This window comes from Streptomyces sp. NBC_01335 (assembly GCF_035953295.1).
GTDB lineage: Bacteria > Actinomycetota > Actinomycetes > Streptomycetales > Streptomycetaceae > Streptomyces.
The window spans coordinates 4,063,060-4,089,244 of record NZ_CP108370.1; the positions used below are offsets into that span (position 1 = coordinate 4,063,060).

Genomic DNA, 26,185 nt, shown 5'->3' on the forward strand with positions numbered 1-26,185 from the left:
CTGCATGGGAGCCGCTGATGGTGAGACTCCTGGGACGGCCGCTTGGATGTGCTGGCGCCTGGGCGCGTTTGAACGGCGTGCGGAGCGCTGCGCATCGTAACGCGCGGAGCGGACGGCCCGGTCACGCCCGAGACGGGCGTTCTTCCTGGTGCGGGAGAGGCCCACAGGTTCACCGTGGCGTCCGGATCACGGACGGCTCCCCCCATGCGTCCATGTTGTATCTATGCTGTGTGCATGCCTGCCGCACCTCCCGCTTCCCCTGCTGCCCACCGGGCGGAACCCAAACCACCCCCCGCCGCCGAACGCGTCTACTCCCACGTCAAGGAGGCGGTTCTCGACCGCCGTTACGAGGGCGGGACACTCCTCACCGAGGGGGACCTCGCCGAAGCCGTCGGCGTCTCCCGGACCCCCGTACGCGAGGCGCTGCTCCGCCTCGAAGTGGAAGGGCTGATCAAGCTCTACCCGAAGAAGGGCGCGCTCGTCCTCGCGGTCTCCGCCCAGGAGATCGCCGACGTCATCGAAACCCGGCTGCTCGTCGAGGAGTTCGCCGCCCGCAAGGCGGTTCCGGCCTCCCCACGACTGATCAGCAGGCTCGAAGAGCTGCTCGCCGAACAGAGCACCCTCGCGCGGGCCGGGGACCTGGCCGCCGTCTCCGTCGCCGACCGCAGCTTCCACGCCGAGATCGTGCGCAACGCGGGCAACCAGATCCTCTCCCGCCTCTACGACCAGCTCCGCGACCGGCAGTTGAGGATGGGAGTCGCCGTGATGGAGGCGCATCCCGGCAGGATCGCCGCCAACATCACCGAGCACACCGAGCTGCTGGAAGCCATTCGATCGGGTGATGCCGAGGCGGCCGCGGAGGTCGTCCGGCGGCACGTCGGCCGGGTCAAGGTGCTGGTGCGGGGTGAGGACCGATGAGTTCCGCGGCCGCCCCCACCCTCTCGCTGCCCGGAGACCCGCCCGGCGGCCGGCGCGCCGTGTGGATATGGGGCATCGGGGTCGCCGTCTACTTCGTCGCGATCATCTTCCGTACGAGCCTGGGCGTCGCCGGACTCGACGCCGCCGCGCGGTTCGACGTCAACGCCTCCGCCCTGTCGACCTTCTCCATCCTCCAGCTGCTCGTGTACGCGGGGATGCAGATACCCGTCGGCCTGATGGTCGACCGGCTCGGCACCAAGAAGGTCCTCGCCCTCGGGGCGATCCTCTTCACCGCGGGCCAGCTCGGATTCGCGCTCTCCCCGTCGTACGGCACCGCGCTCGCCTCGCGCGCCCTGCTCGGCTGCGGCGACGCCATGACGTTCATCAGCGTGCTGCGGCTCGGCAGCCGCTGGTTCCCGGCCCGGCGCGGACCGCTGATCGGCCAGGTCGCCGCGCTCTTCGGGATGGCGGGCAACCTCGTCTCCACCCTCTTCATCGCCCGCGCCCTGCACGGCTTCGGGTGGACCACGACCTTCGTCGGCAGCTCGCTGGCCGGCGTGCTGGTGCTCGTCCTGATGCTGCTCTTCCTGAAGGACCACCCCGAGGGCCACGAACCCCCGCCCGCGGAGCACGCGGGCGCCGCCTACGTGCGCCGCCAGATCGCCGCCTGCTGGCGTGAGCCCGGCACCCGGCTCGGGATGTGGGTCCACTTCACCACGCAGTTCCCGGCGATGGTGTTCCTGCTGCTGTGGGGGCTGCCGTTCCTCGTGGAGGACCAGGGGCTGAGCCGGGGCACCGCAGGGAGCCTGCTCACCCTGGTGGTGCTCTCCAACATGTCGGTGGGCCTCGTCTACGGACAGGTCATCGCCCGCCACCACGCGGCCCGCCTCCCGCTCGCCCTCGGCACGGTCGGGGCGACCGCCCTGCTCTGGGCGGCCACCATCTTCCACCCGGGCCACGCGCCGATGTGGCTGCTGATCGTGTTGTGCGTGGTGCTGGGCGCCTGCGGCCCCGCGTCGATGATCGGCTTCGACTTCGGCCGGCCCGCCAACCCGCCCGAACGCCAGGGCACCGCCTCCGGCATCGTCAACATGGGCGGCTTCATCGCCTCGATGACCACGCTGTTCCTGGTCGGGGTGCTGCTCGACGCGACCGGCGACGACTACACGACCGCCTTCTCCTCGGTGTTCTTCCTGGAGGCGCTCGGCCTCGTACAGATCCTGCGGCTGCGCAGGCGCGCGGCGGCACGGGAGCGCGAGCACCACGTGATCAGCCGGGTGGAGGCGGTGCACGTACCGGTGTGAGTGGTTCCGGCTCCGGCAGGGGGGCGGGGTCACCCGGTCGGGCGGGTGACCCCGCGGGGGCGGGCCCGTACGAACCCCCAGGCGACCAGCGCGGCGGCCAGAACGGCGAGCGCGAGTCCCGCGACCGTGGCCGCCTGCTGGAACTCCGCGGTCTGCCGGGCGCTCCAGTGCGCGTCGGCGACGCTGCCGGTGAACAGTGCGGCGAGGACCGTACCGGCGAGCGCGACCGCGGCGCCGGAGCTGACCTCGGACGCGGTGTCGACGAGTGCCGCGCCGGTCGTCGTCCGGCTCTCGGGCAGCCCGCGCAGCACGTTGACGCCCGCGACGACCCCCACCACCCGCATTCCGGCCGCCACGAGGACGAGGGCGAGCGCCACCCACCCGTAGCCGTACCCGCCCAGCAGCGCGTGGACGGCGAGCCCGGCGACCACCGCCGAGGCGCTGAGCCAGGCGGCCCGTTCGAGACCGGCCCGCTCCACGAACGGCCGGACGAACGCGCCGCCCGCGACCAGCACCACCACCTGCGGCAGCATCCCGAGGGCGGCCTGCCCGGGCGACCACCCCCAGTCGAGCTGGAGCCGCAGCGTCACCAGATAGCCGAGCCCGGCGGTCGCCAGCCCGGCCGCGGCCTTGAACGCGAGGCCGCTCGACACCAGCGGGGCGGCGAGGAGCCGGAGGTCGAGGAGCGGGTGGCGCGCCGACCGCTCGCGCAGGACGAACAGCACCGCCCCCGCCACGACCGCCGCCAGGACGGCCCAGGGGGCCCAGGAGCCGGCGCCCCGGTCCACGAAGAGCGTGGGCGCGAGGAGCGCCGCCACGATCGTCGCCGTCCCCAGCACCGCGCCGGCCACGTCCACCGGATCACGGTGGAGCTCCGCCGCCCCGTCGGGTGCGATGCCCCGGCGTATCCCCAGGAACGCGAGCGCGGCGACCGGCACGTTCACCAGCAGCAGCACCTGCCACGGCGCGACCGCGAGGACGAAACCGCCCGCCGCCGGCCCGACCGCGAGCCCCACCAGGCCCACGGTGGAGATCAGGGTGGTCGCCCGTACGCGCAGCCCGTCGTCGTCGAACAGCCGGAAGGCCAGTGCCATCGAGCCCGGCGTGGTCATCGCCGCCGCGACCCCCGTCACCGCGCGGACCGCGATCAGCTGCCCCGGGGTGGTGACGCACGCGGTCGCCAGGCTCGCGACGCCCAGCAGCACCAGCCCGGTGAGCATCACCCGCCGCCGCCCGAACCGGTCGGCGACCGCGCCGAACGCGAGCATCAGCCCGCCGAACACGACCGCGTACACCCCTGTCACCCACTGGAGGGCGGTGGTCGAGGCGTGCGTCTGCCGCCCGATCGTGGGGAGCGCGACGTTGAGGATCGAGTTGTCCAGCATCTCGAAGAGGAACACCGCCGACAGCCCGGCCAGCGCCACCCACGCCTCACGGAGGGAGCGGGGGGACGGGGCCGTCACGGGGGCCGGCACGGGGGATGCGCTACCGGTCCCCTTCCTGTGGTGCGTACGCAAGGCCGACAACCGCCTAAGATATAGAGTCCTATCTTACGGAGCTCAGCGTAGGGCTCCGAAATAAGATAGGCAAATCTATCTAACTGGCTCTGATGGTGACCTTCAAGGAGACGTGATGGCCGAGCGGCGACGCGGACCGGCGCTGGAGAAGGCACTCCTCGACGCCGCGTGGGAAGAACTCACCACCAACGGCTACGCCCGGTTCACCATGGACGCCGTCGTCCAGCGCGCGGGCACCAGCCCGCCCGTCCTCTACCGCCGCTGGTCCGACCGCGACGCCCTCGTCAGGGCCACCCTCCAGCACGTCATGAAGGGGGCCCTCCTCGACATTCCCGACACGGGGAGCCTGCGCGGGGACGTGCTCACCCTCATGCGCGAGATCAACGCCACCCGCGTCGAACTCGTCACCGTCATGAGCGTGCAGCTCGCCGACTACCACCGGGCCACCGGCCCCGACGCCCCGCACGGCCCCCTCGTCAGCGGGCGCAAGGAAGCCGTCGACGTGCTCTACGACCGCGCCGTCCGGCGCGGCGAGGCCCGGCGGGAACGCCTCACCGACCGCGTCAGGTCACTCCCCTTCGACCTGCTGCGCCACGAACTCCTCACGACCTTCGCCCCCGTGCCGGACGACGTGCTCGAAGAGATCGTCGACACGGTCTTCCTGCCGCTGGTCCGCTGACGCCGCTCCTCATGAGCGGTTACGGGGTCACGGCGAACCGGTGCAGGATCGCCGCCGCCAGGTCCTCGTCGCCCTCGACCTTGATCCGGTCCGCGACGGCCGAGGGGCGCACCCGCCCGCAGGCCAGCCGGTAGTAGGTCTCCCAGTCCATCGCCAGCGTCACGGCGGGACCCAGCGACGGCGAACCGTCGATCGAACCGCGCCCCTCCGCGTCCACCCGGACCGTACGGAGGAACTCCAGCGGCCCCTGCACGTCGAGCACCACGGCCGAGTTCGCCGGGGCGCCCGCGTCCTTGGCGACGACCTTCGGCAGCGCCTCCAGCAGGGCGTCGCGGACGATGTGGGCGCCCGGGGAGTCGAGGTTGCCGGGCTGCCCGAGCGCCGCACGCAGGTCCTGCTCGTGCACCCACACGTCGAAGGCCCGCATGTGCAGGGCCACTTCGAGGGTCTGCTCGGCACCCAGGGGCGCCCGGACCATCGTCTCGGGGGCGCGCGACTCGTTCCGCAGCTGCCGGGAGCGGCGGATGATCGTGTACTCCAGCTCCGAGGTCATCTCGGGCGAGGTGTGGTGGCGCCGTACGTCGACCTGCATCTCCATGTACCGGGCGTGGTCGCTCTGCACGTGGTAGAGGTCGCGCGGCAGCGTGTGGATGGGCCGCGGGTCGCCGAGCTGCTCGCACTCCACGCCGATGATGTGCGACACGATGTCGCGCACCGACCAGGCGGGGCACGGCGTACGGCGGTTCCAGTCCCCCTCGGCGAGCGGCAGCACCAGCTCCGTTATCGCCTCGATGGAGTGGGTCCAGGCGTCGGCGTAGGTCTGGAGGCTGGGATGGACGGTCACGGGACCCCTCGTGCGGTTCTTCGGTGCGTGGGCTGGAGAGCAGGGAGTGCGGGCGGGTGGGCTGGCACTGACGGCGCTGTCTGCGAGCTGCGTGGGAGGTTCGTTCCTTCGGAAAGTTCCAAGTTACGCTGCGAGCAGGCACCCCGGCAGTGCTTTCGTGTGACGATCGTAGGCCGGTGTTGACGGCTCGAATGCCAGGACGGTGGTAGTGTGCGCGCCTCTCTGATCCAGATCGCGGTAAACCCGGACGAACCCGTCAATCACCGCAGGGCGAGGGCGGCTTCGCTCGTTGTCGGCGAGGCGTCAGGTCCGAATCCGGCCGACCTGGTGGTGCTCCCCGAACTCTGGCCGGTCGGCGCCTTCGCCTTCACCCGGTTCGCCGACGAGGCCGAACCCCTCGAAGGCCCCACCCACGAGGTGATGTCCCGCGCGGCGGCCGAAGCGGGCGTCTGGCTGCACGCCGGATCCTTCGTCGAACGCGCCGAGGACGGCACCCTCTACAACACCTCCCTCGTCCTCGACCCCCGGGGCGAACGCGTCGCCACCTACCGCAAGATCCACCGCTTCGGCTTCGACCAGGGCGAAGCGACCCTGATGGGCGCCGGCGAACACCTCGTCACCGTCCCCCTCCCGGACACCACCCTGGGCCTCGCCACCTGCTACGACCTCCGCTTCCCCGAACTCTTCCGCGGCCTCGTCGACGCCGGCGCCCAGACCCTCGTCGTCCCCGCCGGCTGGCCCGAACGCCGCCGCGCCCACTGGACCCTCCTCGCCCGGGCCCGCGCCGTCGAGAACCAGGCGTACGTCCTCGCCGTCGGCACCGCCGGCACCCACGCCGACGTCCCCCAGGCGGGCCACACCATCGCGGTCGACCCGTGGGGCGAGGTCCTCGCCGAGGCGGGGCCGGACGAGGAGATCCTGCGGGTGGAGTTCGACCCGGCGAAGGTGGAGAAGACCCGAGCCCAGTTCCCGGCCCTGAAGGACCGTCGGCTGGGGGTGGAGCGGCCGGGGGGTGTGGGGTGAGGAGGCGACCAACGCGGTGAAGTCGGCCGATTCGGCGGTGGGGACGGGTAAAGGGCCAGGCCGGGAGGAATGAGCCCGCATCTGAGGGGATGGTCCACGTGGCCAGGGAGACGGCGCAGTAGCCCATCGGTACGCTGACGGCATGGGGCACCGTGAGGATGTACGCGTCGAATTCCACAGCATTCTGCGGGAGTTGGAAGCCAATGGCTTCGACGAGGCCAGGGTGGAGTTCGCCCCGGACGGCCAGGTCGCCGTCGCGGTGATCGCCGAAGTGGCGCACCGGGGGCTCGTGGCGGCCAACGAAGCGGCCGACAAGGCCGCGCCGGATTCCGCCTGGGGATCATTCCTGACGGCGAGTTTCGCGGGTGTCTCCGTGAAGATCGGGTCACCGTGGAGTGATGAGGCGCTGCTCAGGTGGCTCGACGCCTTCGCCGGTGAGCTGCGGGCGGCCGGGTTGTCGGGCGCGCTGCGGGCCACGGAGACCGTCCGGCTGCCGGAGTGGGTTGGGCAACTGGCTGATCCGATGGTGACGGCATACGTCGCGCTGGCTGCTCCGGGCGATGCGGGGGCGGCGGGCTGGGCCGAGCGGACCGTGCGTTGGGCGGCAGGGGCGGGAGGTGACGCCTACGTCTCCAGTGGCGGGATGAGTCAGCTGGACACCACCGGTGACGTGGTGGCGCACCTGGCCTCGGCGCTGCTCGTGGCGTCGTCCGGCTCGCTGTTGTACGCGGACGCGCAGGCCTCGCGGGCCGCCTTCGCCCGCCTCGGCAGGAGCGGCCGGGCGACGTACCAGTTCCATGACGCGTCCGCCTCCCTGGAGGCGCGGGCCGACCGGGCCCGTGCGGCGATCCTCGCCGAAGCGGAGCACGCGCACTACGCGTTCGTGGCACCGACGCGGTACCCCACATACCTCTGGGACGCGCGTGGCCGAGCTCTGCCGCCGCTGCGACCGGAGGTCCCCGCCGCCGCACTCCGCACCAAAGCGGACTTGTGGAACCGGTTCGTCCCCGACGTCCACCGCATGCAGTTGCTCACCGACGAGCACTTGGCGAAGGTCGCGGACCTTTCGCGGTGGACCGTGACGCATGTCACTCCTGAGCGGGTGCTCGTCGAGTCCCCGGATCTGGCCGAGTGGCTCCGCCCCGCCGGACCTGCACCCTCGGTTCTCGACCGTGCGCGTGCCGACTTCGGCCGGGCTCTGGTCTCCGCCGACGATGTCCGATGACGCCGCTCGTCGCGCTGAACCCTGATCGATACTTCGTTGACCGCCCCATCTTTACGCTGACACGATTTCGAATTTCGAACTCATGTGTGTCTGTATTCGGGGGTCTTGCGGTGCCCATTCGTCCTTTAGCGAGCCTGCTGGCAACCATCGTCGCGGGAGCTCTCTTAGCCACCGCCGGTCCCTTGGGAACAGTGGCGCACGCCTGATCATCCGGTGTCGCCGATCGGGCCGGGACCGCCTTCGGGAGCGGTCCCGGCCCGATCGGTCGTCGGTGCGCCGCGTCCGCCCGCCCCGCCCCACCGTCCCTCAGTCGTCCCCCTTGTCGTGCTCCTTCTCCGCGAGGACGATCACGCACATCGCGACCGCGATCAGCAGCGAGGCGTCGGCGTCCTCGCGGACGATGTCGATGCCGTACGTGTCGCGGATGCTCAGCCACCGTCGGGAGATCTGGGCCAGCAGCTCACCGTCGTAGTCGACGGCGAACTCGCGGTCGAGGATCTTGCCGCTGACGTCGAGTTCGGTTCCGTCCGCCATGGTGACGCGGTAGTGGTTGCGGAGCAGCGACAGGTGCTTCTTCTTGACCCGGGCCAGCTCTTCGCCGTCGCGCTCGATGATCATGGTGTCGCGGATGCTGATCAGCTTCTGCCGCAGCTCCACGAGGACCCGGCCGTTCGCGTCCTTCAGCTCGAAGGTGTCGCGTACCCGCATGGCCTTGCCGTCGACGAGGAACACCTTGCGGCCCTCGGTGTCCTCGATCCAGTAGTCGTCGCCGATGGCGAACAGTCGCTCGCGTACGAGAAGTCTCATGGAGCACAGGTTCCCGGAGGCGGACACGGAATGCATGGGGGCGCGCGAGGTGCCGGAGGCGTCCGGCAGAGCACCCCGCACAGCACCCCCGCACCCGTGATCGGCCCCGCCGCCGCGAGTGGCACCCTTGAGGCATGAACGATGCCGTCCCGGCGCCCACCCCCGCGCCCCACCGTGCCCGTGTCCGCGCCCCCGAGCTCATCGGCAAGGGCGGCTGGCTCAACACGGGCGGCCAGCAGTACACCCTCGCCGACCTGCGAGGACGCATTGTCGTCCTCGACTTCTGGACCTTCTGCTGCGTGAACTGCCTGCACGTCCTCGACGAGCTGCGCGAGCTGGAGGAGAAGCACCGCGACACCGTGGTGATCATCGGGGTGCACTCGCCGAAGTTCGTGCACGAGGCGGAGCACCAGGCCGTCGTGGACGCCGTGGAGCGGTACGAGGTGCACCACCCGGTGCTCGACGACCCGGAGCTCGCGACGTGGAAGCAGTACGCGGTCCGCGCCTGGCCGACGCTCGTGGTCATCGACCCCGAGGGGTACGTCGTCGCCCAGCACGCCGGTGAGGGCCACGCCCACGCCCTCGCGAAGCTGGTGGACGAGCTGGAGGCCGAGCACGCGGCGAAGGGTACCCTGCGGCGCGGGGACGGCCCGTACGTGGCGCCCGAGCCGGTCGCCACGCACCTGCGGTTCCCCGGCAAGGTGCTGCGCCTGCCGGACGGCGGCTTCCTGGTCTCGGACACCACCCGGCACCGGCTGGTCGAGCTGGAGGCGGACGGCGAGACCGTACGCGGCCACTACGGCACCGGGGAGCGCGGCTTCACCGACGGCGCCCGGGACGAGGTGCGGTTCAGCGAGCCGCAGGGCCTCGCGGTACTGCCGGACGGCCGGATCGCCGTCGCCGACACCGTCAACCACGCGCTGCGCGCCCTGGACCTCACCACCGGCCGCACGGTGACGCTGGCCGGCACCGGCAACCAGTGGTGGCAGGGCTCCTCGACCTCCGGTCCGGCGCGCGAGGTGGACCTCTCCTCGCCGTGGGACGTCGCCTGGTTCGGCGACCGCCTCTGGATCGCCATGGCGGGTGTGCACCAGCTGTGGACGTACGACCCCGGGGCCGGGACCGTCGAGGTCGCGGCGGGCACCACCAACGAGGGTCTCGTCGACGGCCCGGTGGCCGAGGCGTGGTTCGCGCAGCCGTCCGGGCTCGCGGCCTCCGCCGACGGGGAGCGGCTGTGGATCGCCGACTCCGAGAACTCGGCGCTGCGCTTCGTGGACCGCGCGGGCGTGGTGACCACGGCCGTGGGCACCGGTCTCTTCGACTTCGGGCACCGCGACGGGGCGGCGGACCAGGCGCTGTTCCAGCACCCGCTGGGCGTCACCGCGCTGCCGGACGGGTCGGTGGCGGTCTCGGACACGTACAACAACGCGCTGCGGCGCTTCGACCCGGCGAGCGGTGAGGTGACGACGCTCGCGACCGATCTGCGGGAGCCGAGCGACGCGGTGCTGGTCGACGGCGACCTGGTGGTCGTGGAGTCGGCGCGGCACCGGCTGACCCGGCTGCGGCTGCCCGAGGAGGCCCTGCGGGTCGACGGCGGTGCGCACCGTACCCAGCGCGCGGCCACCGAGGTCGCCGCCGGGAACCTCCGGCTGGACGTGATCTTCCAGGCGCCGGCCGGTCAGAAGCTCGACCTGCGCTACGGCCCCTCCACCCGGCTGCTGGTCTCCTCGACCCCGCCGGAGCTGCTGGCCGAGGGTTCGGGCGCGGGCACGGACCTCTTCCGCGACCTGGTGCTCGCGGACGGGGTCACCGAGGGCATCCTGCACGTCTCGGCGATGGCCGCGTCCTGCGACGACGACCCGGCGAACGAGTACCCGGCCTGCCACGTCCACCAGCAGGACTGGGGCGTACCGGTCGTGGTGACGGCGGGCGGCGTGGCCCGGCTGCCGCTGGTGCTCGCGGGCATGGACGACGCCTGATCAGTGCGTACGGCCCGGTCGGCGGGGCCTGAAGCGGGCGCGGGGACGGTTTCCGTCTCCCGCGCCCGCTGTCTCTTCCGCCGTCGTGCCCACCGCCGCCGTCACAGGTAGCGCTTCTCGTCCTCCGCGCTGGGGACGACCGTGGTGGTGGGCGGCACGATCATGCGGCGGCGCCGCGCGATGCTCATGTAGGCGAAGACCCCGACGAGGCCGACGAGCATCATGATCCAGCCGACCAGGTCGACGTTGACCGTGTCGATCTGCCAGTCGGTGGCGAACGCCAGTACCGCCCCGGCACCGATCAGGAGAATGCATCCTCCGAGTCCCATGATTTCCGCCTCCTCGACGGCCCGGTGACTCCGGGCCGGTGTACGGATCGCGTACCCGGCCCGGCGTCAACCATGTCCGCAGAGGCGGCCGGTGACCCGGTGTCAGCCCGCCAGGAACTCGGTCAGGGCGTTGGCCAGCAGGAACGGGTCGTCGGCGCCGCAGAGTTCGCGGGCGCTGTGCATCGAGAGGATCGCCACACCGATGTCGACGGTCTGGATTCCGTGGCGGGCGGCGGTGATCGGGCCGATCGTGGTGCCGCAGGACACCGAGTTGTTGGAGACGAACGTCTGCATCGGCACGCCCGCCCGCTCGCACGCGCCGGCGAACAGGGCGCGGCCGTTGCCGTCGGTCGCGTACCGCATGTTGACGTTGACCTTCAGGATCGGGCCGCCGTTGACGACCGGGTGGTGCGTCGGGTCGTGGCGCTCCGCGTAGTTGGGGTGGATCGCGTGGCCGGTGTCGGAGGAGACGCAGATGGTTCCGGCGAAGGCGCGGGCCCGGTCCTCGTAGCCGCCGCCCCGGGCGTACACCGAGCGCTCCATGACGGTGCCGAGCAGCGGGCCGTCGGCGCCGGTGTCGGACTGGGAGCCGTTCTCCTCGTGGTCGAAGGCGGCGAGCACCGGGATGTACGGGAGCTCGGTGCCGTCGGAGGCGTGGCGCTGGGCGACGGCGGCCAGGGCCGCGGCGCCGGCGTGCACGGAGATCAGGTTGTCCATCCGGGGGCCTGCCACGAGCTCCTCGTCGCGGCCCAGGTAGGAGGGCTTCTCGACGGCGTGCGCCATCAGGTCCCAGCCGGTCACGTCCTCCGGGTCGACGCCCGCCTCCTCGGCGACGAACCGGATGAGGTCGCCCTCCTCCACCTTGCCGAGGCCCCAGATCGGCTGCATGTGCTTCTGGCGGTCGAGCTTGAGGGCGTCGTTGGCCGTGCGGTCGAGGTGGACGGCGAGCTGCGGGACGCGCAGCAGCGGGCGGTCGACCGAGGCGAGCACGTCGGTGCCGTCGCGCAGCGAGAGCCGGCCGGCGATGCCGAGGTCCCGGTCGAGCCAGGTGTTGAGCAGGGTCCCGCCGTAGATCTCGACGGCGACCTGGCGCCAGCCGTGCGCGCCGGAGTCGGGGAGCGGCTTGACCCGCAGGTTGGGTGAGTCGGTGTGGGCGCCGACGATGCGGAACGGGGTGTGGGGGGACGCGCCTTCGGGGACGTACCAGGCGATGATGGCGCCGCCGCGCAGGACGTACTTCCCACCGCTCGTCGCGTCCCAGGCGGCGGTCTCCTCGACCTGCCGGAACCCTGCCTTCTCCAGACGGGCGGCGGTGTTGGCCACTGCGTGGTACGGCGAGGGGCTTGCGGCGAGGAAGGACATCAGGTCATCGGTGTGGGACCTGTCGAAAGCGTGGGAGGAACTCATGTTCTTCACTGTATCGACGCGTGTTGTGAAGCATTCACGACCGGGTGGCGAGGCATGTGGCGCGGACACGGCGACGGCCCGCCCCCCGGTATGCGCCGTGGTGGGGGCGGGCCGTCGTCCGTGACGGGGTACGGAAGACCTCAGAACGCGGCCTCGTCCAGCTCCATCAGGGAGTTGTCGACGGACTCGGCGAGCGCGCGCTCCGTCGAGACGCCGGGCAGCACGTTGGCGGCGAAGAACTTCGCGGCCGCGATCTTGCCCTGGTAGAAGGCGACGTCCTTGGCGGAGGCGGTCGGCAGCTTCTCCGCGGCGACCGCGGCGCCCTTGAGGAGGAGGTAGCCGACGACGACGTCACCGGAGGAGAGCAGCAGGCGGGTGGTGTTGAGGCCCACCTTGTAGATGCTCTTCACGTCCTCGCCGGTCGCGGTGAGGTCGGTGATCATCGTGCCGACGATCGCCTCCAGGTCCACGGCGGCCTTGGCGAGGGAGTCCAGCGCGGGGGCCAGCTCCTCGTTGCCCTGGGCGCCGGCGAGGAACTTCTTGATCTCCTCGGAGAGCGTGTTGAGCGAGGCGCCCTGGTCGCGGACGATCTTCCGGAAGAAGAAGTCCTGGCCCTGGATGGCCGTGGTGCCCTCGTACAGGGTGTCGATCTTGGCGTCGCGGATGTACTGCTCGATCGGGTACTCCTGGAGGTACCCGGAGCCGCCGAAGGTCTGGAGCGACTGCGCCAGCTGCTCGTAGGAGCGCTCGGAGCCGTAGCCCTTCACGATCGGCAGCAGCAGGTCGTTGAGGCCGTGCAGTGCCTTGGCGTCCTCGCCCGCGGACTCCTTGACCTGGATCGCGTCCTGGACGGAGGCGGTGTAGAGCACGAGGGAGCGCATGCCCTCGGCGTAGGCCTTCTGCGTCATCAGGGAGCGGCGCACGTCGGGGTGGTGCGTGATGGTGACCTTGGGGGCGGTCTTGTCCATGAACTGCGACAGGTCCGAGCCCTGGACGCGCTCCTTGGCGTACTCCAGCGCGTTGAGGTAGCCGGTGGAGAGGGTGGCGATGGCCTTCGTGCCGACCATCATCCGCGCGAACTCGATGATCATGAACATCTGGCGGATGCCGTCGTGCTTGTCGCCGATCAGCCAGCCCTTGGCGGGGTGCTGGTCGCCGAAGGTCATCTCGCAGGTGTTGGAGGCCTTGAGGCCCATCTTGTGCTCGACGTTGGTGGCGTAGACGCCGTTGCGCTCGCCCAGCTCGCCGGTCTCCCAGTCGAAGTGGTACTTCGGGACGAGGAAGAGCGACAGGCCCTTGGTGCCCGGTCCGGCGCCCTCGGGGCGGGCCAGCACGTAGTGGAGGATGTTCTCCGACATGTCGTGCTCACCGGACGTGATGAAGCGCTTCACGCCCTCGATGTGCCAGGAGCCGTCCTCCTGCTGCACGGCCTTGGTGCGCCCGGCGCCGACGTCCGAACCGGCGTCCGGCTCGGTCAGCACCATCGTCGAGCCCCACTGCTTCTCGACGGCGATCTCGGCGACCTTCTTCTGCGCGTCGTTGCCCTCGGCGAAGAGGATGCCGGCGAACGCGGGGCCCGAGGAGTACATCCAGATGGCCGGGTTGGCGCCGAGCAGCAGCTCCGCGTAGGCCCAGATCAGGGAGCGCGGGGAGGTGGTGCCGCCGATCTCCTCGGGGAGGCCGAGGCGCCAGTACTCGGAGTCCATGAACGCCTGGTACGACCGCTTGAAGGTCTCCGGGACCGGGGCGGTGCTGGTCGCGGGGTCGAAGACCGGCGGGTTGCGGTCGGCGTCGGTGTAGGAGTCGGCGAGCTCGTTCTCGGCGAGGCGGGTGACCTCGTCGAGGATGCTCTTCGCGGTCTCGACGTCCATCTCCGCGAACGGGCCGGTGCCGTACAGCTTGTCGCGCCCGAGCACCTCGAAGAGGTTGAACTCGATGTCGCGGAGATTCGACTTGTAGTGCCCCATGGGAAGGCTCCGTAATCAATAGCAGTGACGCGCAGCGCCCCGGGGAGTGATGCGGTCGGGCGACGGGCTGTGCGGAAGGCCGGCCGGCTGCATGACGCGTATCAGTCGACCTCTCCGATGATGCTACCCGTGAGTAATAAGGCGCAACCCCTGGAGCCGGAGATGTGTCCGATTACTCTTTGGGGTATGTACGGCTACGACCAGAACCCGGGTGCACAGCAGCAGATGGGTCAGATGGGGCAGATGGGCGGCGGCTACGCCGAGCAGCCGCTGTACCCCGAGCCTTCGCCGCCTTCCCTGGCGGACGCGGTACGGGCCTTCACCACCGGCACCCTCGCGGCGGAGGACTTCCAGCAGATCTTCGCGACCTCGAAGGTCTACTGCCCGCGCGGCGACGGCCCGGGCTTCCTCGCGCTGCACAACACCCAGCAGCCGGTGATCCCGATGTTCACCACGCTCAAGGAGCTGCGGCGGTACGCGGGCAAGGAGTCGAAGTACTTCGTGATCACCGGCGCCGAGGTGATCGACCTGCTCCCGACCGGATACGGCTTCGTCCTGGACATGGAGGGCGACCACCGGATGGTCTTCGACGCGAAGGCCGTCGAGCAGATGGTCGACTTCGCCATGCGGCGCATGTACGGCTGACGCCGCCCTCCCCCGGTCCGCCGAGGCCCGCACCCGCGTGGTGCGGGCCTTCTCCGTGCGGCCTTCTCCGTGCGGGCCTTCTCCGTGCGCCGGGTGTGCGTCTCGTTCACGCCCCGCGGGACCCCCGGGAATGAACGACGCCTTGCAAGATGTTCACTGTTCAACTAAATTGGAAGCAGATCCCGCCCGGAGGTGGCTCCCATGCCCGCAGTGACCGTAGAAAACCCGCTGACCCTGCCCAAGGTGGCCGCCTCGGGCGACGCCGTCGCCCGTCCTGTCCTCGCGGTCACCACCGCGCCGACCGGCTTCGAGGGCGAGGGCTTCCCGGTGCGCCGCGCGTTCGCCGGGATCAACTACAAGTACCTCGACCCGTTCATCATGATGGACCAGATGGGTGAGGTGGAGTACGCGGCCGGCGAGCCGAAGGGGACCCCCTGGCACCCGCACCGCGGCTTCGAGACGGTGACCTACCTGATCGACGGCAGCTTCATCCACCAGGACTCCAACGGTGGCGGCGGCACCATCGAGAACGGTGACACCCAGTGGATGACGGCGGGCTCCGGCCTGCTGCACATCGAGGCCCCGCCGGAGTCGCTGGTCATGTCCGGCGGGCTCTTCCACGGCCTCCAGCTCTGGGTGAACCTGCCCAAGAGCCACAAGATGATGGACCCCCGCTACCAGGACATCCGCGGCGGCCAGGTCCAGCTCCTCGCCTCCCCGGACGGCGGCGCGCTGCTCCGCGTCATCGCCGGTGAGATCGACGGCCACGAGGGCCCCGGCATCACCCACACCCCGATCACCATGATCCACGCGACCGTCCGGCCGGGCGCCGAGGTGACCCTGCCGTGGCGCGAGGACTTCAACGGCCTCGCGTACGTCCTCGCCGGCCGCGGCACCGCGGGCACCGAGCGCCGCCCCGTCCACATGGGGCAGACCGCCGTCTTCGGCGCCGGCTCCTCGCTGACCGTCCGCGCGGACGAGCAGCAGGACGGGCACACCCCCGACCTGGAGGTCGTGTTCCTCGGCGGACGCCCGATCCGCGAGCCGATGGCGCACTACGGGCCGTTCGTGATGAACAGCCAGGCCGAACTGAAGAAGGCCTTCGAGGACTTCCAGGCCGGCCGCCTCGGCACCGTCCCGGCGGTCCACGGCATGTGATCCGTCCCGTGTGCGGGTGACGGCCCGTCACCCGCACGCCCCACGGGGCGGGCCACCGTGCCCGCCCCGTGGTCGGCTGGGGGGATGCCGAACCAGAAGCCCCTCCTGCCCGACGCCGCACGGCGGACGGCCGCCTGGTGCGGCGTCCTGCTCCTCGTCACCGCGGTCGCGGCGGTCGTCGTCTGGCTGTCCGTCTACCTCAAGACCGCCGTCACCCCCGTGCTGCTCGCGCTGCTCGGTACGGCGCTGCTCGGCCCGGTCCACCGCTGGCTGACCGCCCACCACGTGCAGCGCTCGCTCTCCGCCGGGCTGACCTGCGCCGCGCTGGTCGCGGTCGTCGGCGGGGCCGGGTACATCGTCGTCACCGCGCTCATCGACACCGGCGGCCAGATCGTGGACTCGCTCAAGGACGCCGGACAGTGGGTGATCGACCACTTCGACCTGGCCGGCCAGGCGTCCGTGGACAACCTCGCGGGCAACGCCAAGAACCTCGTCGAGAAGTTCGGCGCCACCGCGGCCGGCGGCGTCATCACCGGGCTGAGCCTGATCGGCACGCTGATCGCGACCGCCGTCCTCGCCCTGCTGCTCACCTTCTTCTTCCTGCGCGACTCCGACCGGGCCGTACGGCTCGCCCACGCCCTCGCCCCGCACGGCTCCGGCGACCTGGTCGAAGCGATGGGGCGCCGGGCCTTCGAGGCGGTCGAGGGGTTCATGCGCGGCACCACCTTCATCGCGCTGATCGACGCGATCTGCATCACCGTCGGCCTGCTGATCCTGCGGGTGCCCGGCGCGGTGGGGCTGGGCGCGCTGGTCTTCGTCGGCGCCTACATCCCGTACCTGGGCGCCTTCCTCTCCGGCGCCGTCGCCGTCCTGGTCGCCCTCGCCGACCGGGGATTCGTCATCGCGCTCTGGGCGCTCGGCGTGGTGCTCGCCGTCCAGGTGCTGGAGGGCCACGTGCTCCAGCCGATGATCCAGAGCCGTACCGTGCGGATGCATCCGGCCGTCATCCTGATCGTGCTGACCGCCGGAGCGAGCGTCGCAGGGATCCTCGGCATGCTGCTCGCCGTACCGCTCTGCGCGGCGGCCTTCGGGGTGATCGAGGAGCTGCGGCTGAGGAACACCGCACCCTCGGCGCAGCCGCCGACGGAGAACGGCCCGGCCTGACCCGCGGGCGAACGCGAAGGCGCGTCGGTGGACGCGGAGTCCGGTCGGCGATCGCGAAGGCGCGTCAGTGATCGGGAAGGCCGGTCGGTGATCGGGAAGGCCGGCCGGTGATCGGAAAGGCCCGTCGGCGTGTCCGGCGGGCCGTCCGGGTCCGGTGGGCCGGAGAACGTACGATCTCCGCGCGCGGTCCACCGCGGACCGCGGGGAGGGGCACCTGTCCGTGGCGGTTACGGATCTCATCGACCTGGCAGGCCCCTGGGGCCGCGTCCTCAGCGGGACGCCGCTGAACCACGACAAGCACACCCGGGCACCGCAGTCGATCGCCGTCGACCCGGTGACGCACGACCTCTTCGTCGTGCAGATCCGCGACGCGCTGGAGTACGGCAACCTCTGCGTCTACCGCATGGACCGCGCCACCGGGCAGGCCCTCGACCACATGCACCTCGACGGCTTCGGCCACGGCTACCAGAGCGGCGCGCAGCACATCGGCGGCACGACCTACCTGTGGACCGAAGTCGGGCCGCTGTTCGAGCAGTTCGGTACCCGGATCGCCCGCTTCCCGTACCTCCCGGGGCAGACGGTCACGATGACGTCCTCCGTGCTGTCGGAGCCGTTCAGCCCGGTGCCGGACGCCAAGTTCGTCGCCCCCAACGTCGATCCGGTGCTCCAGCGCCTCACGGTCCGTTACCTGACCGCGCAGGGCTACCTGTTCACCCAGTACCCGATCGACCCGTCGACCGGTGACGTCCTGTGGACCCCCCTGCGCACGGTGGCGCACCCCTCCGCCGAGCAGGTGCCGCGCCTGGCCGACACCTTCCAGGGCTTCGCCTCGCTCGGCGACCACCTCTACCTCTACACCGGCAACCCGGACGTGGACGACACCCACATCACCGCCCTCTCCTGGACGGACGGCTCCGTCGTCGCCGGGCCCCTGCTCATCACCGCCGTCCCGGGGCTGGAGCGCCGGGAGCCCGAAGGGCTGGCCATCGAGCCGGTCGGCGCCGAGGCGCGGCTGCTCTTCGGGTTCAGCGGGAGCGACACCACCCCGCGCGAGGTCACCGTCTGCTTCCTCTCCACGGACGCCCCCGTGCAGGGGGTGAAGGTACTCGCCGACTGGACCGCGCTGACCCCCGCCGCCGGGATCACCGCGGGGACCGGGGTCCGGGCCCCGCGCGGGCGCCTGGTGGACATCGCCGGGACCACCTTCCTCCAGCTGCGCGGGGTCTTCGGGGGGACCCTCGCGAAGGACACCCGGATCGCCACGCTCCCGCCGACCCTGACACCCAGCCGCACCCTTCGGGGAGAGGTCACCCGCAACAGCCGGGGCGGGCGCTGCGTGTGCCGGCTGGAGATCTCGTCCGGCGGCGGAGTCACGGTGTACGGGCCGACCGCCGAGAACACGGTCACCTGGACCGACCTGGACGCCTTCTCGGTGGCCTGGCGCTGACGCACGCCCCCTGGCGCCGACGTACACCCCCTCCCTGCCCGCCGCGCCCGGCGGCTCCCCCGCCCGTCTCCCCCGCACTCCTCCCCGTCTCCCACGCACCCCGAGGACCCGTCATGCCCGTCATGCCCGTCATGCCGCAGAGAACCCCGAGCCGCCGCGCCCTGCTGACCGCGGCCGTCACCGTCCCGGCGGCGGCGGTCGGCGCGCCCCTGCTCGCCGCTCCCGCCTCGGCGGCCGCCACCACCGGGGGTGTGGAGGTCGTCCACGACTGGACGGCCCTCGTCCTGGCGGCCGGCGTCACCGCTTCCGCCGACGCCCCGGCCGCCCGCGTGATCAGGATCGCCGGTACGGACTTCCTCCAGCTCCGCGGAGGCGTCGACTGCGCCTTCACCGGGGATGCCGTGCTCGGTACGGTCCCCGCCTCCCTGGCGGTGCCCAAGACCACCCGGGGGGTCTGCCCGCGGAACAACAAGGCCGGTGTCAACGCCTGCCGGGTGGAGGTCAGCACCGCGGGCCACGTCACGGTGTTCGGCGGCAATGCCGCCAATGGCATCACCTGGATCGCCCTGGACAGCTTCTCGGCCGTGCTGGCCTGAGGCCGTGCCGGCCCGGGGCTGTGTGGTGGTCCGGGGCCGTGGTGGTCCGGGGCCGTGCCGGTCCGGGGCGGCGGGACCCGTTCGGGTGGTCAGATCTGCTCGAACGGGATCGGCCGTGCGGTGAGTTCTTCGGGCTCGGCCGACTCGTACAGCTCGAACCAGATCGACTTGCCCTCGCCGCGCGGATCGACCCCCCAGGTGTCCGCCAGCATCTCCATCAGGACCAGTCCGCGCCCGCTGGACGCCATCTCGCCGGGGCGCCGCTTGTGCGGGAGTTCGTCGCTGCTGTCCGCGACCTCGACCCGCAGCCGCCGTTCGCCGTGCTCGCCGGTCACCTCCGCCACCATCAGCGCGTCGCCGTCCGTGTGGACCAGCACGTTGGTGACCATCTCGGAGAGCATCAGCACGGCCGAATCGACCTGGTCCGCGTTCGCCCAGTCGTGCAGCAGCTCGCGCAGCAGCTGCCGGGCGGCGGAGATCCGTTCCGGTTCGGCCTGCGCGATGGCGACGGCGGCCCGGCGCGGCGGGGCCTTCGCGAGGGTGGCGGGGGTGTCGCGGCGGAGCAGGACCAGCGCGATGTCGTCCTCGTGCCGCTCCGCGAGGGGGCCCGTCGTGTAGTGCGAAGTGGGGCCGTGGACCGTCTCCAGGAGCGCCTCGGCGAGGGTTTCCGGGTCGGCTCCGGGGGTCTCCAGGACCGGCCGGAGCCGGACCCAGCCGGTCATGAGGTCGTGGCCGCCGGTCTCGATGAGCCCGTCGGTGCAGAGCATGATCGTCTCGCCGGGCTCCAGCACCACCTGGGTGGTCGGGTAGTCGGCGTCGGTCTCGATGCCCAGGGGCATCCCGCCCGCCGTCTGCCGGATGACGGCGGTGCCGTCGGCGCTGATCACCACGGGGTCGGGGTGGCCGGCGCGGGCGATGTCGAGGGAGCCGTCGGCCGGGTCCACCTCGGCGTAGAGGCAGGTGGCGAAGCGGGGGGCGCTGGATTCGTCGTCGTCGCCCTCGTGCTCGTACCCCTCCGTCAGCCCGGCCAGGAAGCGGGAGGCGCGGGCGAGGACCGCGTCCGGGCGGTGTCCCTCGGAGGCGTACGCGCGCAGGGCGATGCGGAGCTGGCCCATCAGCCCGGCCGCGCGCACGTCGTGGCCCTGGACGTCGCCGATGATGAGCGCGACCCGGCCGTTGGGCAGCGGGATCATGTCGTACCAGTCGCCGCCGACCTGGAGACCGCCGCCGGTGGGGATGTAGCGGGCCGCCACGGTGATGCCCGGGGGGCTCTCGCCCAGGGACGGCATCATGGCCCGCTGAAGCCCCAGCGAGAGCTCCCGCTCGGTCTCGGCCGCCCCGGCGCGCGCGAGGGCCTGGGCGAGCATCCTGGCCACGGTGGTGAGCACCGCCCGCTCGTCGGGGGAGAACCCCACCGGCTGGTGGAATCCCGCCATCCAGGCGCCCATGGTGCGGCCGGAGACGATCAGCGGCAGGAACGCCCAGGAGTTACGGCCGAACGTGCGGGCGAGCGGCCAGAACATCGGGAAGCGTCGGGCGTACTCCTCGGCGCTCGGCAGATAGATCGCCCGGCCGGTACGGACGACCTCGGCGGCCGGGTAGTCGGTCTGGAGCGGCATGTCGGCGAAGGGCTCCTCGTCGCGGATGTCCTGTCCGTGTTGCCCCACGAGGGTCAGCCGGTCGCCGTCGACGCCGAAGACCGCGAGCCCGTCCGGCGAGAAGCCCGGCATCGAGAGCGACCCGGCGACCCTGAGCACCTCCTCCGTGGACCGGGCCTCGGCCAGCGCCCTCCCCGCGTCCAGCAGGAACGCCTCGCGGGAGCGCCGCCAGTCGCCCGTGACGGGGGTCTGCACGGCGGTGCCGGGGATGGGCTCCGCGACCTCCTGGAGGGTGCCCAGGAGCACGACTTGCTCGACCGTCCTGCCCTCGGGCACATGGGGCCTGGACCGGGTCCGTACGGTACGGACGACCGTGCCGTGCTCGTCGACGATCCGGAGCCGGGACTCCGCGAGGGTGTCCTCCGCGACCGCGAGGGCGACGACCGAGCGGACCTCGATCCAGTCGGCCTGGTGGTAGCAGGCGCGTACGGCGGCCTCCCGGTACGTACCGGCCTCGGGCAGACCGAGGAGACGGGCGGCCTCCGCGTCGATCTCGACCGTCCCGTCCGCGGTGTCCCAGCGCCAGAGCCCCGTCTCGATGGCCGCCAGGATGTCCTCGGTACGCATTGCCCCACTTTAGGAAGATGCGTTCCCCGGACGCCACCGTTGGCCCCGCGTCCCACGGGCCTGTCGTCCGGGGCAGGCCGGGTGTGCGGCGGCCGTCGAGAGGCCGTGCGCGCACCCCTGAACGATCTTGAAGTGGTTATGGCAATGAAGTGGCCCGGCTCCGGGCGGTAGCCTGGGGAGGCTCACAGACCCCAACCGCGAAGACTGGATGAACGACGATGCATCGGTACAGGTCCCACACCTGCGGCGAGCTCCGCGCCTCTGACGTCGGCACCGACGTCCGGCTGAGCGGCTGGCTGCACAATCGCCGAGACCTGGGCGGCATCCTCTTCATCGATCTCCGCGACCACTACGGCCTGGTCCAGCTCGTCGCCCGCCCCGGCACCCCGGGGAACGAGGCGCTCTCGAAGCTGACCAAGGAGACCGTCGTCCGGATCGACGGCAAGGTCTCCGCGCGCGGTGCCGAGAACGTGAACCCGGAGCTCCCGACCGGCGAGATCGAGATCGAGGTCACCGAGGTCGAGGTGCTCGGCGAGGCGGCCCCGCTGCCCTTCACGATCAACACCGAGGACGGTGTGAACGAGGAGCGCCGTCTGGAGTACCGCTTCCTCGACCTGCGCCGCGAGCGCATGCACCGCAACATCATGCTGCGCTCGGCCGTGATCGCCTCCATCCGCTCCAAGATGGTGGCCCTCGGCTTCAACGAGATGGCGACCCCGATCCTCACCGCGACCTCCCCCGAGGGCGCCCGTGACTTCGTCGTGCCGTCGCGTCTCAACCCCGGCAAGTTCTACGCGCTGCCGCAGGCCCCGCAGCAGTTCAAGCAGCTGCTGATGATCTCCGGCTTCGACCGCTACTTCCAGATCGCGCCCTGCTTCCGCGACGAGGACGCCCGCGCCGACCGCTCGCCGGGCGAGTTCTACCAGCTCGACGTCGAGATGTCGTTCGTCGAGCAGGAAGACGTCTTCCAGCCGATCGAGAAGCTGATGACCGAGCTCTTCACCGAGTTCGGCAACGGCCGCGAGGTCACCTCGCCGTTCCCGCGCATCCCGTTCCGCGAGTCGATGCTGAAGTACGGCAACGACAAGCCGGACCTCCGCGCCAAGCTGGAGCTCGTCGACATCTCGGACGTCTTCGCCGACTCCGGGTTCAAGGCGTTCGCCGGCAAGCACGTCCGTGCGCTGCCCGTCCCGGACACCGCCGGCCAGTCCCGCAAGTTCTTCGACGGCCTCGGTGAGTACGCCGTCGAGCACGGCGCCCGCGGCCTCGCCTGGGTGCGCGTCGGCGAGGACGGCACGCTGGCCGGTCCGATCGCCAAGTTCCTCACCGAGACGGACGTCAAGACGCTCACCGAGCGCCTCTCGCTCGTCCCGGGCCACGCCGTCTTCTTCGGCGCCGGCGAGTTCGACGAGGTCTCCAAGATCATGTCGGCCGTCCGCGTCGAGGCCGCCAAGCGCTCCGGCAACTTCGAGGAGGGCGTCTTCCGGTTCTGCTGGATCGTCGACTTCCCGATGTACGAGAAGGACGAGGAGACCGGCAAGATCGACTTCTCGCACAACCCCTTCTCGATGCCCCAGGGCGGCCTGGAGGACCTGGAGACGAAGGACCCGCTGGACATCCTCGCCTGGCAGTACGACATCGTCTGCAACGGCATCGAGCTCTCCTCCGGCGCGATCCGGAACCACGAGCCCGAGCTGATGCTCAAGGCCTTCGAGATCGCCGGTTACGACCGCGAGACCGTCGAGCAGGAGTTCGCGGGCATGCTCCGCGCCTTCCGCCTCGGCGCCCCGCCGCACGGTGGCATCGCCCCGGGCGTCGACCGCATCGTGATGCTTCTGGCCGACGAGCCGAACATCCGCGAGACGATCGCGTTCCCGCTCAACGGCAACGCCCAGGACCTGATGATGGGCGCCCCGACGGTGCTGGACGAGGCCCGTCTGCGCGAGCTGAACATCCAGCTCCGCAAGCCGGTCGCCGTGGCGAAGGGCGAGGCCGCCAAGGCCGAGACCGCCGCCGCGGAGAAGACCGAGAAGTAGCGGGCGAGGGGAGCCGCCGCCTCCTTCGGCGCCGCGCTCCCCGCCGTTCCGTCCCGTACGCGCGCCGGTCCGCGTGCCGGTCCGCGTGCCCCCGGCGGTTCGGTCGGTGCACCGGTCCGTGTGTGCCGGTCCGTACGTTTCACGTGGAACAGCCCCCGATCGGCCGATCGGGGGCTGTTCCGTCGTTCCGGGGTGCCCTGCGCCCCCTACGGAGCGGGCGCCGTGGTAACGGGTGGGCGGGTGTACCGCCGGATGGCCCCCGCCCGGATTCGCGAGGGCCGGGCGCGGCGAAGAGTGGCTTCTGAGAGGCAGTCAGTCAGAACCACTCAGGAGCCCGCCCCGTGTCCGTCTCCCTCCGCACCCCCGCCCGTACCATCCTGGGGGAAGCCCCCCGCCCCAGGGCGCTTCCTCGCCCGTACCCGCTCGCCGCTCCGGTCCTCGCACTGCTGCTGGTGCTGTTTCCGGTGCTCACCGGCTGCGGGGCCCCCACCTCCTCGGAGGCCCCGCCCAAGGGCGTGGCCGGGACCCGGTCGGACGACGAGGGCGGCCGGGGGCCCTCGGGTGCCCCCGCCGCTCCCGCCCCGCCCGCACCGCCCGTACCGCCGCTGGAGATCCCGGGGCTGGGGCCGGAGACCCGGGCCGAGATCCCGGTCGACGCCCGGCAGGCGTTCGTGGTGACCGGCAAGGGCGCGGACTCCAACGAGTCCACCGCCGTCCTCTACGTCCGGGACGCCCCGGACCGGAGCTGGACACCCGCCTTCGAACCCTGGGCCGCCCACAACGGCATGGAGGGGTGGACCGACGAGCACTACACCGGGGACCTCAGGTCACCCGTCGGCGTGTTCGGCCTCACCGACGCGGGCGGCAAGCTGCCCGACCCGGGCGCCCTGCTCCCCTACGACGAGGAGGAGTACTTCGCGGTGGAGGGCGACGGGTTCTTCGGCGAGCCACTGGAGGGCTCCTTCGACTACGTCGTCGCCATCAACTACAACCGCGTCGAGGGCGTCAGCCCGATCGACCACGAACGCCCGCTCGGCGAGGACCGGGGCGGCGGCATCTGGATCCACGTGGACCACGGCGGACCGACCCAGGGCTGCGTCTCGGTCTCGGAGGAGCGGATGAAGGAGCTGCTGCTCACGCTCGACCCGGCGAAGAAGCCGGTCATCGTGATGGGCGACAAGGCGTCGCTGGCCCGTTGACGAGAACTCCCGCCCGCGAACGGGGCGGGCACGGAGAAGGGCGGGGCCACGGGGGCCCCGCCCTTCTCACGTACGGATCGCGTTACGCGGCCGGCTTCTCCTCAAGGCGCGGGAAGAGCACCGCGCCCTTGGTGACCGTGGCACCGGCGGGCAGCCGGCCCCAGGTGCCCGCGTCCTGGACGCGCTGGTCGGCCAGGGCGCCCAGGGAGGGCTCGGCGCCGAGCGACTCCCACAGCTTCTGCGAGGTCTCCGGCATCACCGGGTTCAGCAGCACCGCGACACCGCGCAGCGCCTCGGACGCCGTGTACAGGATCGTCGCGAGACGGGCCTGGCCCTCGGGCGAGGTGTCCTTGGCGACCTTCCACGGCTCCTGCTCCGTGATGTAGCCGTTGACCTGCTTCACGAAGTCGAAGATCGCGAGGATGCCGGCCTGGAAGTCGAGCTCCTCGCCGATCTTCAGGTCGGCCGTGGCGACGGCCTTCGCCAGACCGGCCTGGACCGCCTGCTCGGCGTCACCGGCGGCGGTCGCCTCCGGCAGCGTGCCACCGAAGTACTTGCCGATCATGGCGGCCACGCGGGAGGCGAGGTTGCCGTAGTCGTTGGCGAGCTCGGAGGTGTAGCGGGCGGTGAAGTCCTCCCACGAGAAGGATCCGTCGCTGCCGAAGGCGATGGCGCGCAGGAAGTACCAGCGGTACGCGTCCACACCGAAGTGCGAGGTCAGGTCCTGCGGCTTGATGCCGGTCAGGTTCGACTTCGACATCTTCTCGCCGCCGACCATCAGCCAGCCGTTGGCCGCGACCTTGCCCGGCAGCGGAAGGCCCTGGGCCATCAGCATCGCGGGCCAGATCACCGCGTGGAAGCGGAGGATGTCCTTGCCGACCAGGTGGACGTTGGCGGGGAAGGTCGCGTCGAACTTCTCCTGGTTGGCGCCGTAGCCGACCGCCGTCGCGTAGTTGAGCAGGGCGTCGACCCACACGTAGATGACGTGCTTCTCGTCCCACGGCACCGGGACGCCCCAGTCGAAGGTCGAGCGGGAGATCGAGAGGTCCTGGAGGCCCTGCTTGACGAAGTTGACGACCTCGTTGCGGGCGGACTCCGGCTGGATGAAGCCGGGGTTGGCCTCGTAGAACTCCAGCAGCTTCGGGCCGTACTCGCTCAGCTTGAAGAAGTAGTTCTCCTCCTTGAGGATCTCCACCGGCTTCTTGTGGATCGGGCACAGCGGAGTGCCGTCCTCGGCCTGGATGAGGTCCCCGGGGAGCTTGTACTCCTCACAGCCCACGCAGTACGGGCCTTCGTACCCGCCCTTGTAGATCTCGTCCTTGTCGTACAGGTCCTGGACGAACTCCTGGACCCGGTCGGTGTGACGCTTCTCCGTGGTGCGGATGAAGTCGTCGTTCGCGATGTTGAGGTGCTCCCAGAGGGGCTTCCACGCCTCTTCGACGAGCTTGTCGCACCAGGCCTGCGGGGTGACGCCGTGCTGATCGGCCGTGCGCATGATCTTCTGACCGTGCTCGTCCGTGCCGGTGAGGTACCACACCTTCTCGCCGCGCTGGCGGTGCCAGCGCGTGAGCACGTCGCCTGCGACGGTCGTGTAGGCGTGGCCCAGGTGAGGAGCGTCGTTGACGTAGTAAATGGGGGTGGAGACGTAGAACGACGTCTCTCCCTGCTTCTCGGATCCAGTGGCCGCCATGGTCAAAATCCTAACGGTCCGCGGAA

At 71.1% G+C, this 26,185-nt stretch carries 21 protein-coding genes; 13 read left to right on the forward strand and 8 right to left on the reverse strand.

The window, feature by feature from the left end:
- Positions 1-234: 234 nt before the first annotated feature.
- Both OG599_RS17425 and OG599_RS17430 read left to right on the forward strand, forming a co-directional pair.
- The gene (locus OG599_RS17425) at positions 235-918 is read left to right on the forward strand and encodes a GntR family transcriptional regulator (protein ID WP_327176888.1); all 684 of its coding nucleotides are present in this window, start codon (positions 235-237) and stop codon (positions 916-918) included.
- On the forward strand, positions 915-2,222 hold the full coding sequence (locus OG599_RS17430) for an MFS transporter (RefSeq protein WP_327176889.1): 1,308 nt from the start codon (positions 915-917) through the stop codon (positions 2,220-2,222). Before OG599_RS17425 ends, OG599_RS17430 begins: the two co-directional genes overlap by 4 nt.
- A 29-nt stretch (positions 2,223-2,251) precedes the next feature.
- Here the strand turns inward: OG599_RS17430 and OG599_RS17435 are convergent, their stop codons facing one another.
- Complete coding sequence (locus OG599_RS17435; protein WP_327176890.1) at positions 2,252-3,697, reverse strand: MFS transporter; 1,446 nt, start codon at positions 3,695-3,697, stop codon at positions 2,252-2,254.
- A gap of 157 nt (positions 3,698-3,854) precedes the next feature.
- Between OG599_RS17435 and OG599_RS17440 the strand changes: the two genes are divergently transcribed.
- Entirely contained in the window at positions 3,855-4,418 is a 564-nt protein-coding gene (locus OG599_RS17440; protein WP_327176891.1) for a TetR/AcrR family transcriptional regulator, read from the forward strand.
- A gap of 19 nt (positions 4,419-4,437) precedes the next feature.
- Here OG599_RS17440 and OG599_RS17445 read toward each other — a convergent pair whose 3' ends face one another.
- Positions 4,438-5,262, reverse strand: a complete 825-nt coding sequence (locus OG599_RS17445; RefSeq protein ID WP_327176892.1) for a maleylpyruvate isomerase family mycothiol-dependent enzyme — start codon at positions 5,260-5,262, stop codon at positions 4,438-4,440.
- A gap of 210 nt (positions 5,263-5,472) precedes the next feature.
- Here OG599_RS17445 and OG599_RS17450 point away from each other — a divergent pair, with 210 nt between their 5' ends.
- Both OG599_RS17450 and OG599_RS17455 read left to right on the forward strand, forming a co-directional pair.
- Complete coding sequence (locus OG599_RS17450; protein ID WP_327176893.1) at positions 5,473-6,285, forward strand: carbon-nitrogen family hydrolase; 813 nt, start codon at positions 5,473-5,475, stop codon at positions 6,283-6,285.
- Between the two features lie 142 nt (positions 6,286-6,427).
- The gene (locus OG599_RS17455) at positions 6,428-7,510 is read left to right on the forward strand and encodes a hypothetical protein (protein WP_327176894.1); all 1,083 of its coding nucleotides are present in this window, start codon (positions 6,428-6,430) and stop codon (positions 7,508-7,510) included.
- A gap of 306 nt (positions 7,511-7,816) precedes the next feature.
- Here the strand turns inward: OG599_RS17455 and OG599_RS17460 are convergent, their stop codons facing one another.
- The gene (locus tag OG599_RS17460) at positions 7,817-8,317 is read right to left on the reverse strand and encodes an LURP-one-related/scramblase family protein (protein ID WP_327176895.1); all 501 of its coding nucleotides are present in this window, start codon (positions 8,315-8,317) and stop codon (positions 7,817-7,819) included.
- A gap of 134 nt (positions 8,318-8,451) precedes the next feature.
- Between OG599_RS17460 and OG599_RS17465 the strand changes: the two genes are divergently transcribed.
- Positions 8,452-10,296 carry an NHL domain-containing thioredoxin family protein gene (locus OG599_RS17465; protein ID WP_327176896.1) on the forward strand — a complete coding sequence of 615 codons (1,845 nt, stop codon included), beginning with the start codon at positions 8,452-8,454 and terminating at the stop codon, positions 10,294-10,296.
- A 101-nt stretch (positions 10,297-10,397) separates the two neighbouring features.
- On the opposite strand, the gene OG599_RS17470 is transcribed toward OG599_RS17465, so the two are convergent.
- From OG599_RS17470 to OG599_RS17480, 3 genes are all read right to left on the reverse strand, one after another.
- Positions 10,398-10,625: a DUF6458 family protein gene (locus OG599_RS17470; protein WP_327176897.1), complete on the reverse strand. Its 228-nt coding sequence runs from the start codon at positions 10,623-10,625 to the stop codon at positions 10,398-10,400.
- Between the two features lie 102 nt (positions 10,626-10,727).
- Positions 10,728-12,032 (reverse strand): M18 family aminopeptidase, encoded by a 1,305-nt coding sequence (locus OG599_RS17475; RefSeq protein ID WP_327176898.1) that lies wholly within the window; start codon positions 12,030-12,032, stop codon positions 10,728-10,730.
- 140 nt (positions 12,033-12,172) lie between these two features.
- Positions 12,173-13,999 (reverse strand): acyl-CoA dehydrogenase, encoded by a 1,827-nt coding sequence (locus OG599_RS17480; RefSeq protein ID WP_327176899.1) that lies wholly within the window; start codon positions 13,997-13,999, stop codon positions 12,173-12,175.
- A 186-nt stretch (positions 14,000-14,185) separates the two neighbouring features.
- Here OG599_RS17480 and OG599_RS17485 point away from each other — a divergent pair, with 186 nt between their 5' ends.
- From OG599_RS17485 to OG599_RS17505, 5 genes are all read left to right on the forward strand, one after another.
- Positions 14,186-14,644, forward strand: a complete 459-nt coding sequence (locus OG599_RS17485; protein WP_327176900.1) for an SseB family protein — start codon at positions 14,186-14,188, stop codon at positions 14,642-14,644.
- A 201-nt stretch (positions 14,645-14,845) separates the two neighbouring features.
- On the forward strand, positions 14,846-15,802 hold the full coding sequence (locus OG599_RS17490; RefSeq protein ID WP_327176901.1) for a pirin family protein: 957 nt from the start codon (positions 14,846-14,848) through the stop codon (positions 15,800-15,802).
- 84 nt (positions 15,803-15,886) lie between these two features.
- Entirely contained in the window at positions 15,887-16,966 is a 1,080-nt protein-coding gene (locus OG599_RS17495; RefSeq protein ID WP_327176902.1) for an AI-2E family transporter, read from the forward strand.
- Positions 16,967-17,186: 220 nt separating this feature from the next.
- Positions 17,187-18,413 (forward strand): phage baseplate protein, encoded by a 1,227-nt coding sequence (locus OG599_RS17500; RefSeq protein WP_327176903.1) that lies wholly within the window; start codon positions 17,187-17,189, stop codon positions 18,411-18,413.
- 113 nt (positions 18,414-18,526) lie between these two features.
- Positions 18,527-19,009: a hypothetical protein gene (locus OG599_RS17505; RefSeq protein ID WP_327176904.1), complete on the forward strand. Its 483-nt coding sequence runs from the start codon at positions 18,527-18,529 to the stop codon at positions 19,007-19,009.
- A gap of 89 nt (positions 19,010-19,098) precedes the next feature.
- Here OG599_RS17505 and OG599_RS17510 read toward each other — a convergent pair whose 3' ends face one another.
- The gene (locus OG599_RS17510; protein WP_327176905.1) at positions 19,099-21,234 is read right to left on the reverse strand and encodes an ATP-binding SpoIIE family protein phosphatase; all 2,136 of its coding nucleotides are present in this window, start codon (positions 21,232-21,234) and stop codon (positions 19,099-19,101) included.
- A 218-nt stretch (positions 21,235-21,452) separates the two neighbouring features.
- On the opposite strand from OG599_RS17510, the gene aspS reads away from it, so the two are divergent.
- Both aspS and OG599_RS17520 read left to right on the forward strand, forming a co-directional pair.
- Positions 21,453-23,270: an aspartate--tRNA ligase gene (gene aspS / locus OG599_RS17515; RefSeq protein ID WP_327176907.1), complete on the forward strand. Its 1,818-nt coding sequence runs from the start codon at positions 21,453-21,455 to the stop codon at positions 23,268-23,270.
- Between the two features lie 377 nt (positions 23,271-23,647).
- Complete coding sequence (locus OG599_RS17520) at positions 23,648-24,469, forward strand: L,D-transpeptidase family protein (protein ID WP_442809687.1); 822 nt, start codon at positions 23,648-23,650, stop codon at positions 24,467-24,469.
- 82 nt (positions 24,470-24,551) lie between these two features.
- On the opposite strand, the gene metG is transcribed toward OG599_RS17520, so the two are convergent.
- Positions 24,552-26,159 (reverse strand): methionine--tRNA ligase, encoded by a 1,608-nt coding sequence (metG, locus tag OG599_RS17525; protein ID WP_327176908.1) that lies wholly within the window; start codon positions 26,157-26,159, stop codon positions 24,552-24,554.
- Between the last annotated feature and the right edge of the window lie 26 nt (positions 26,160-26,185).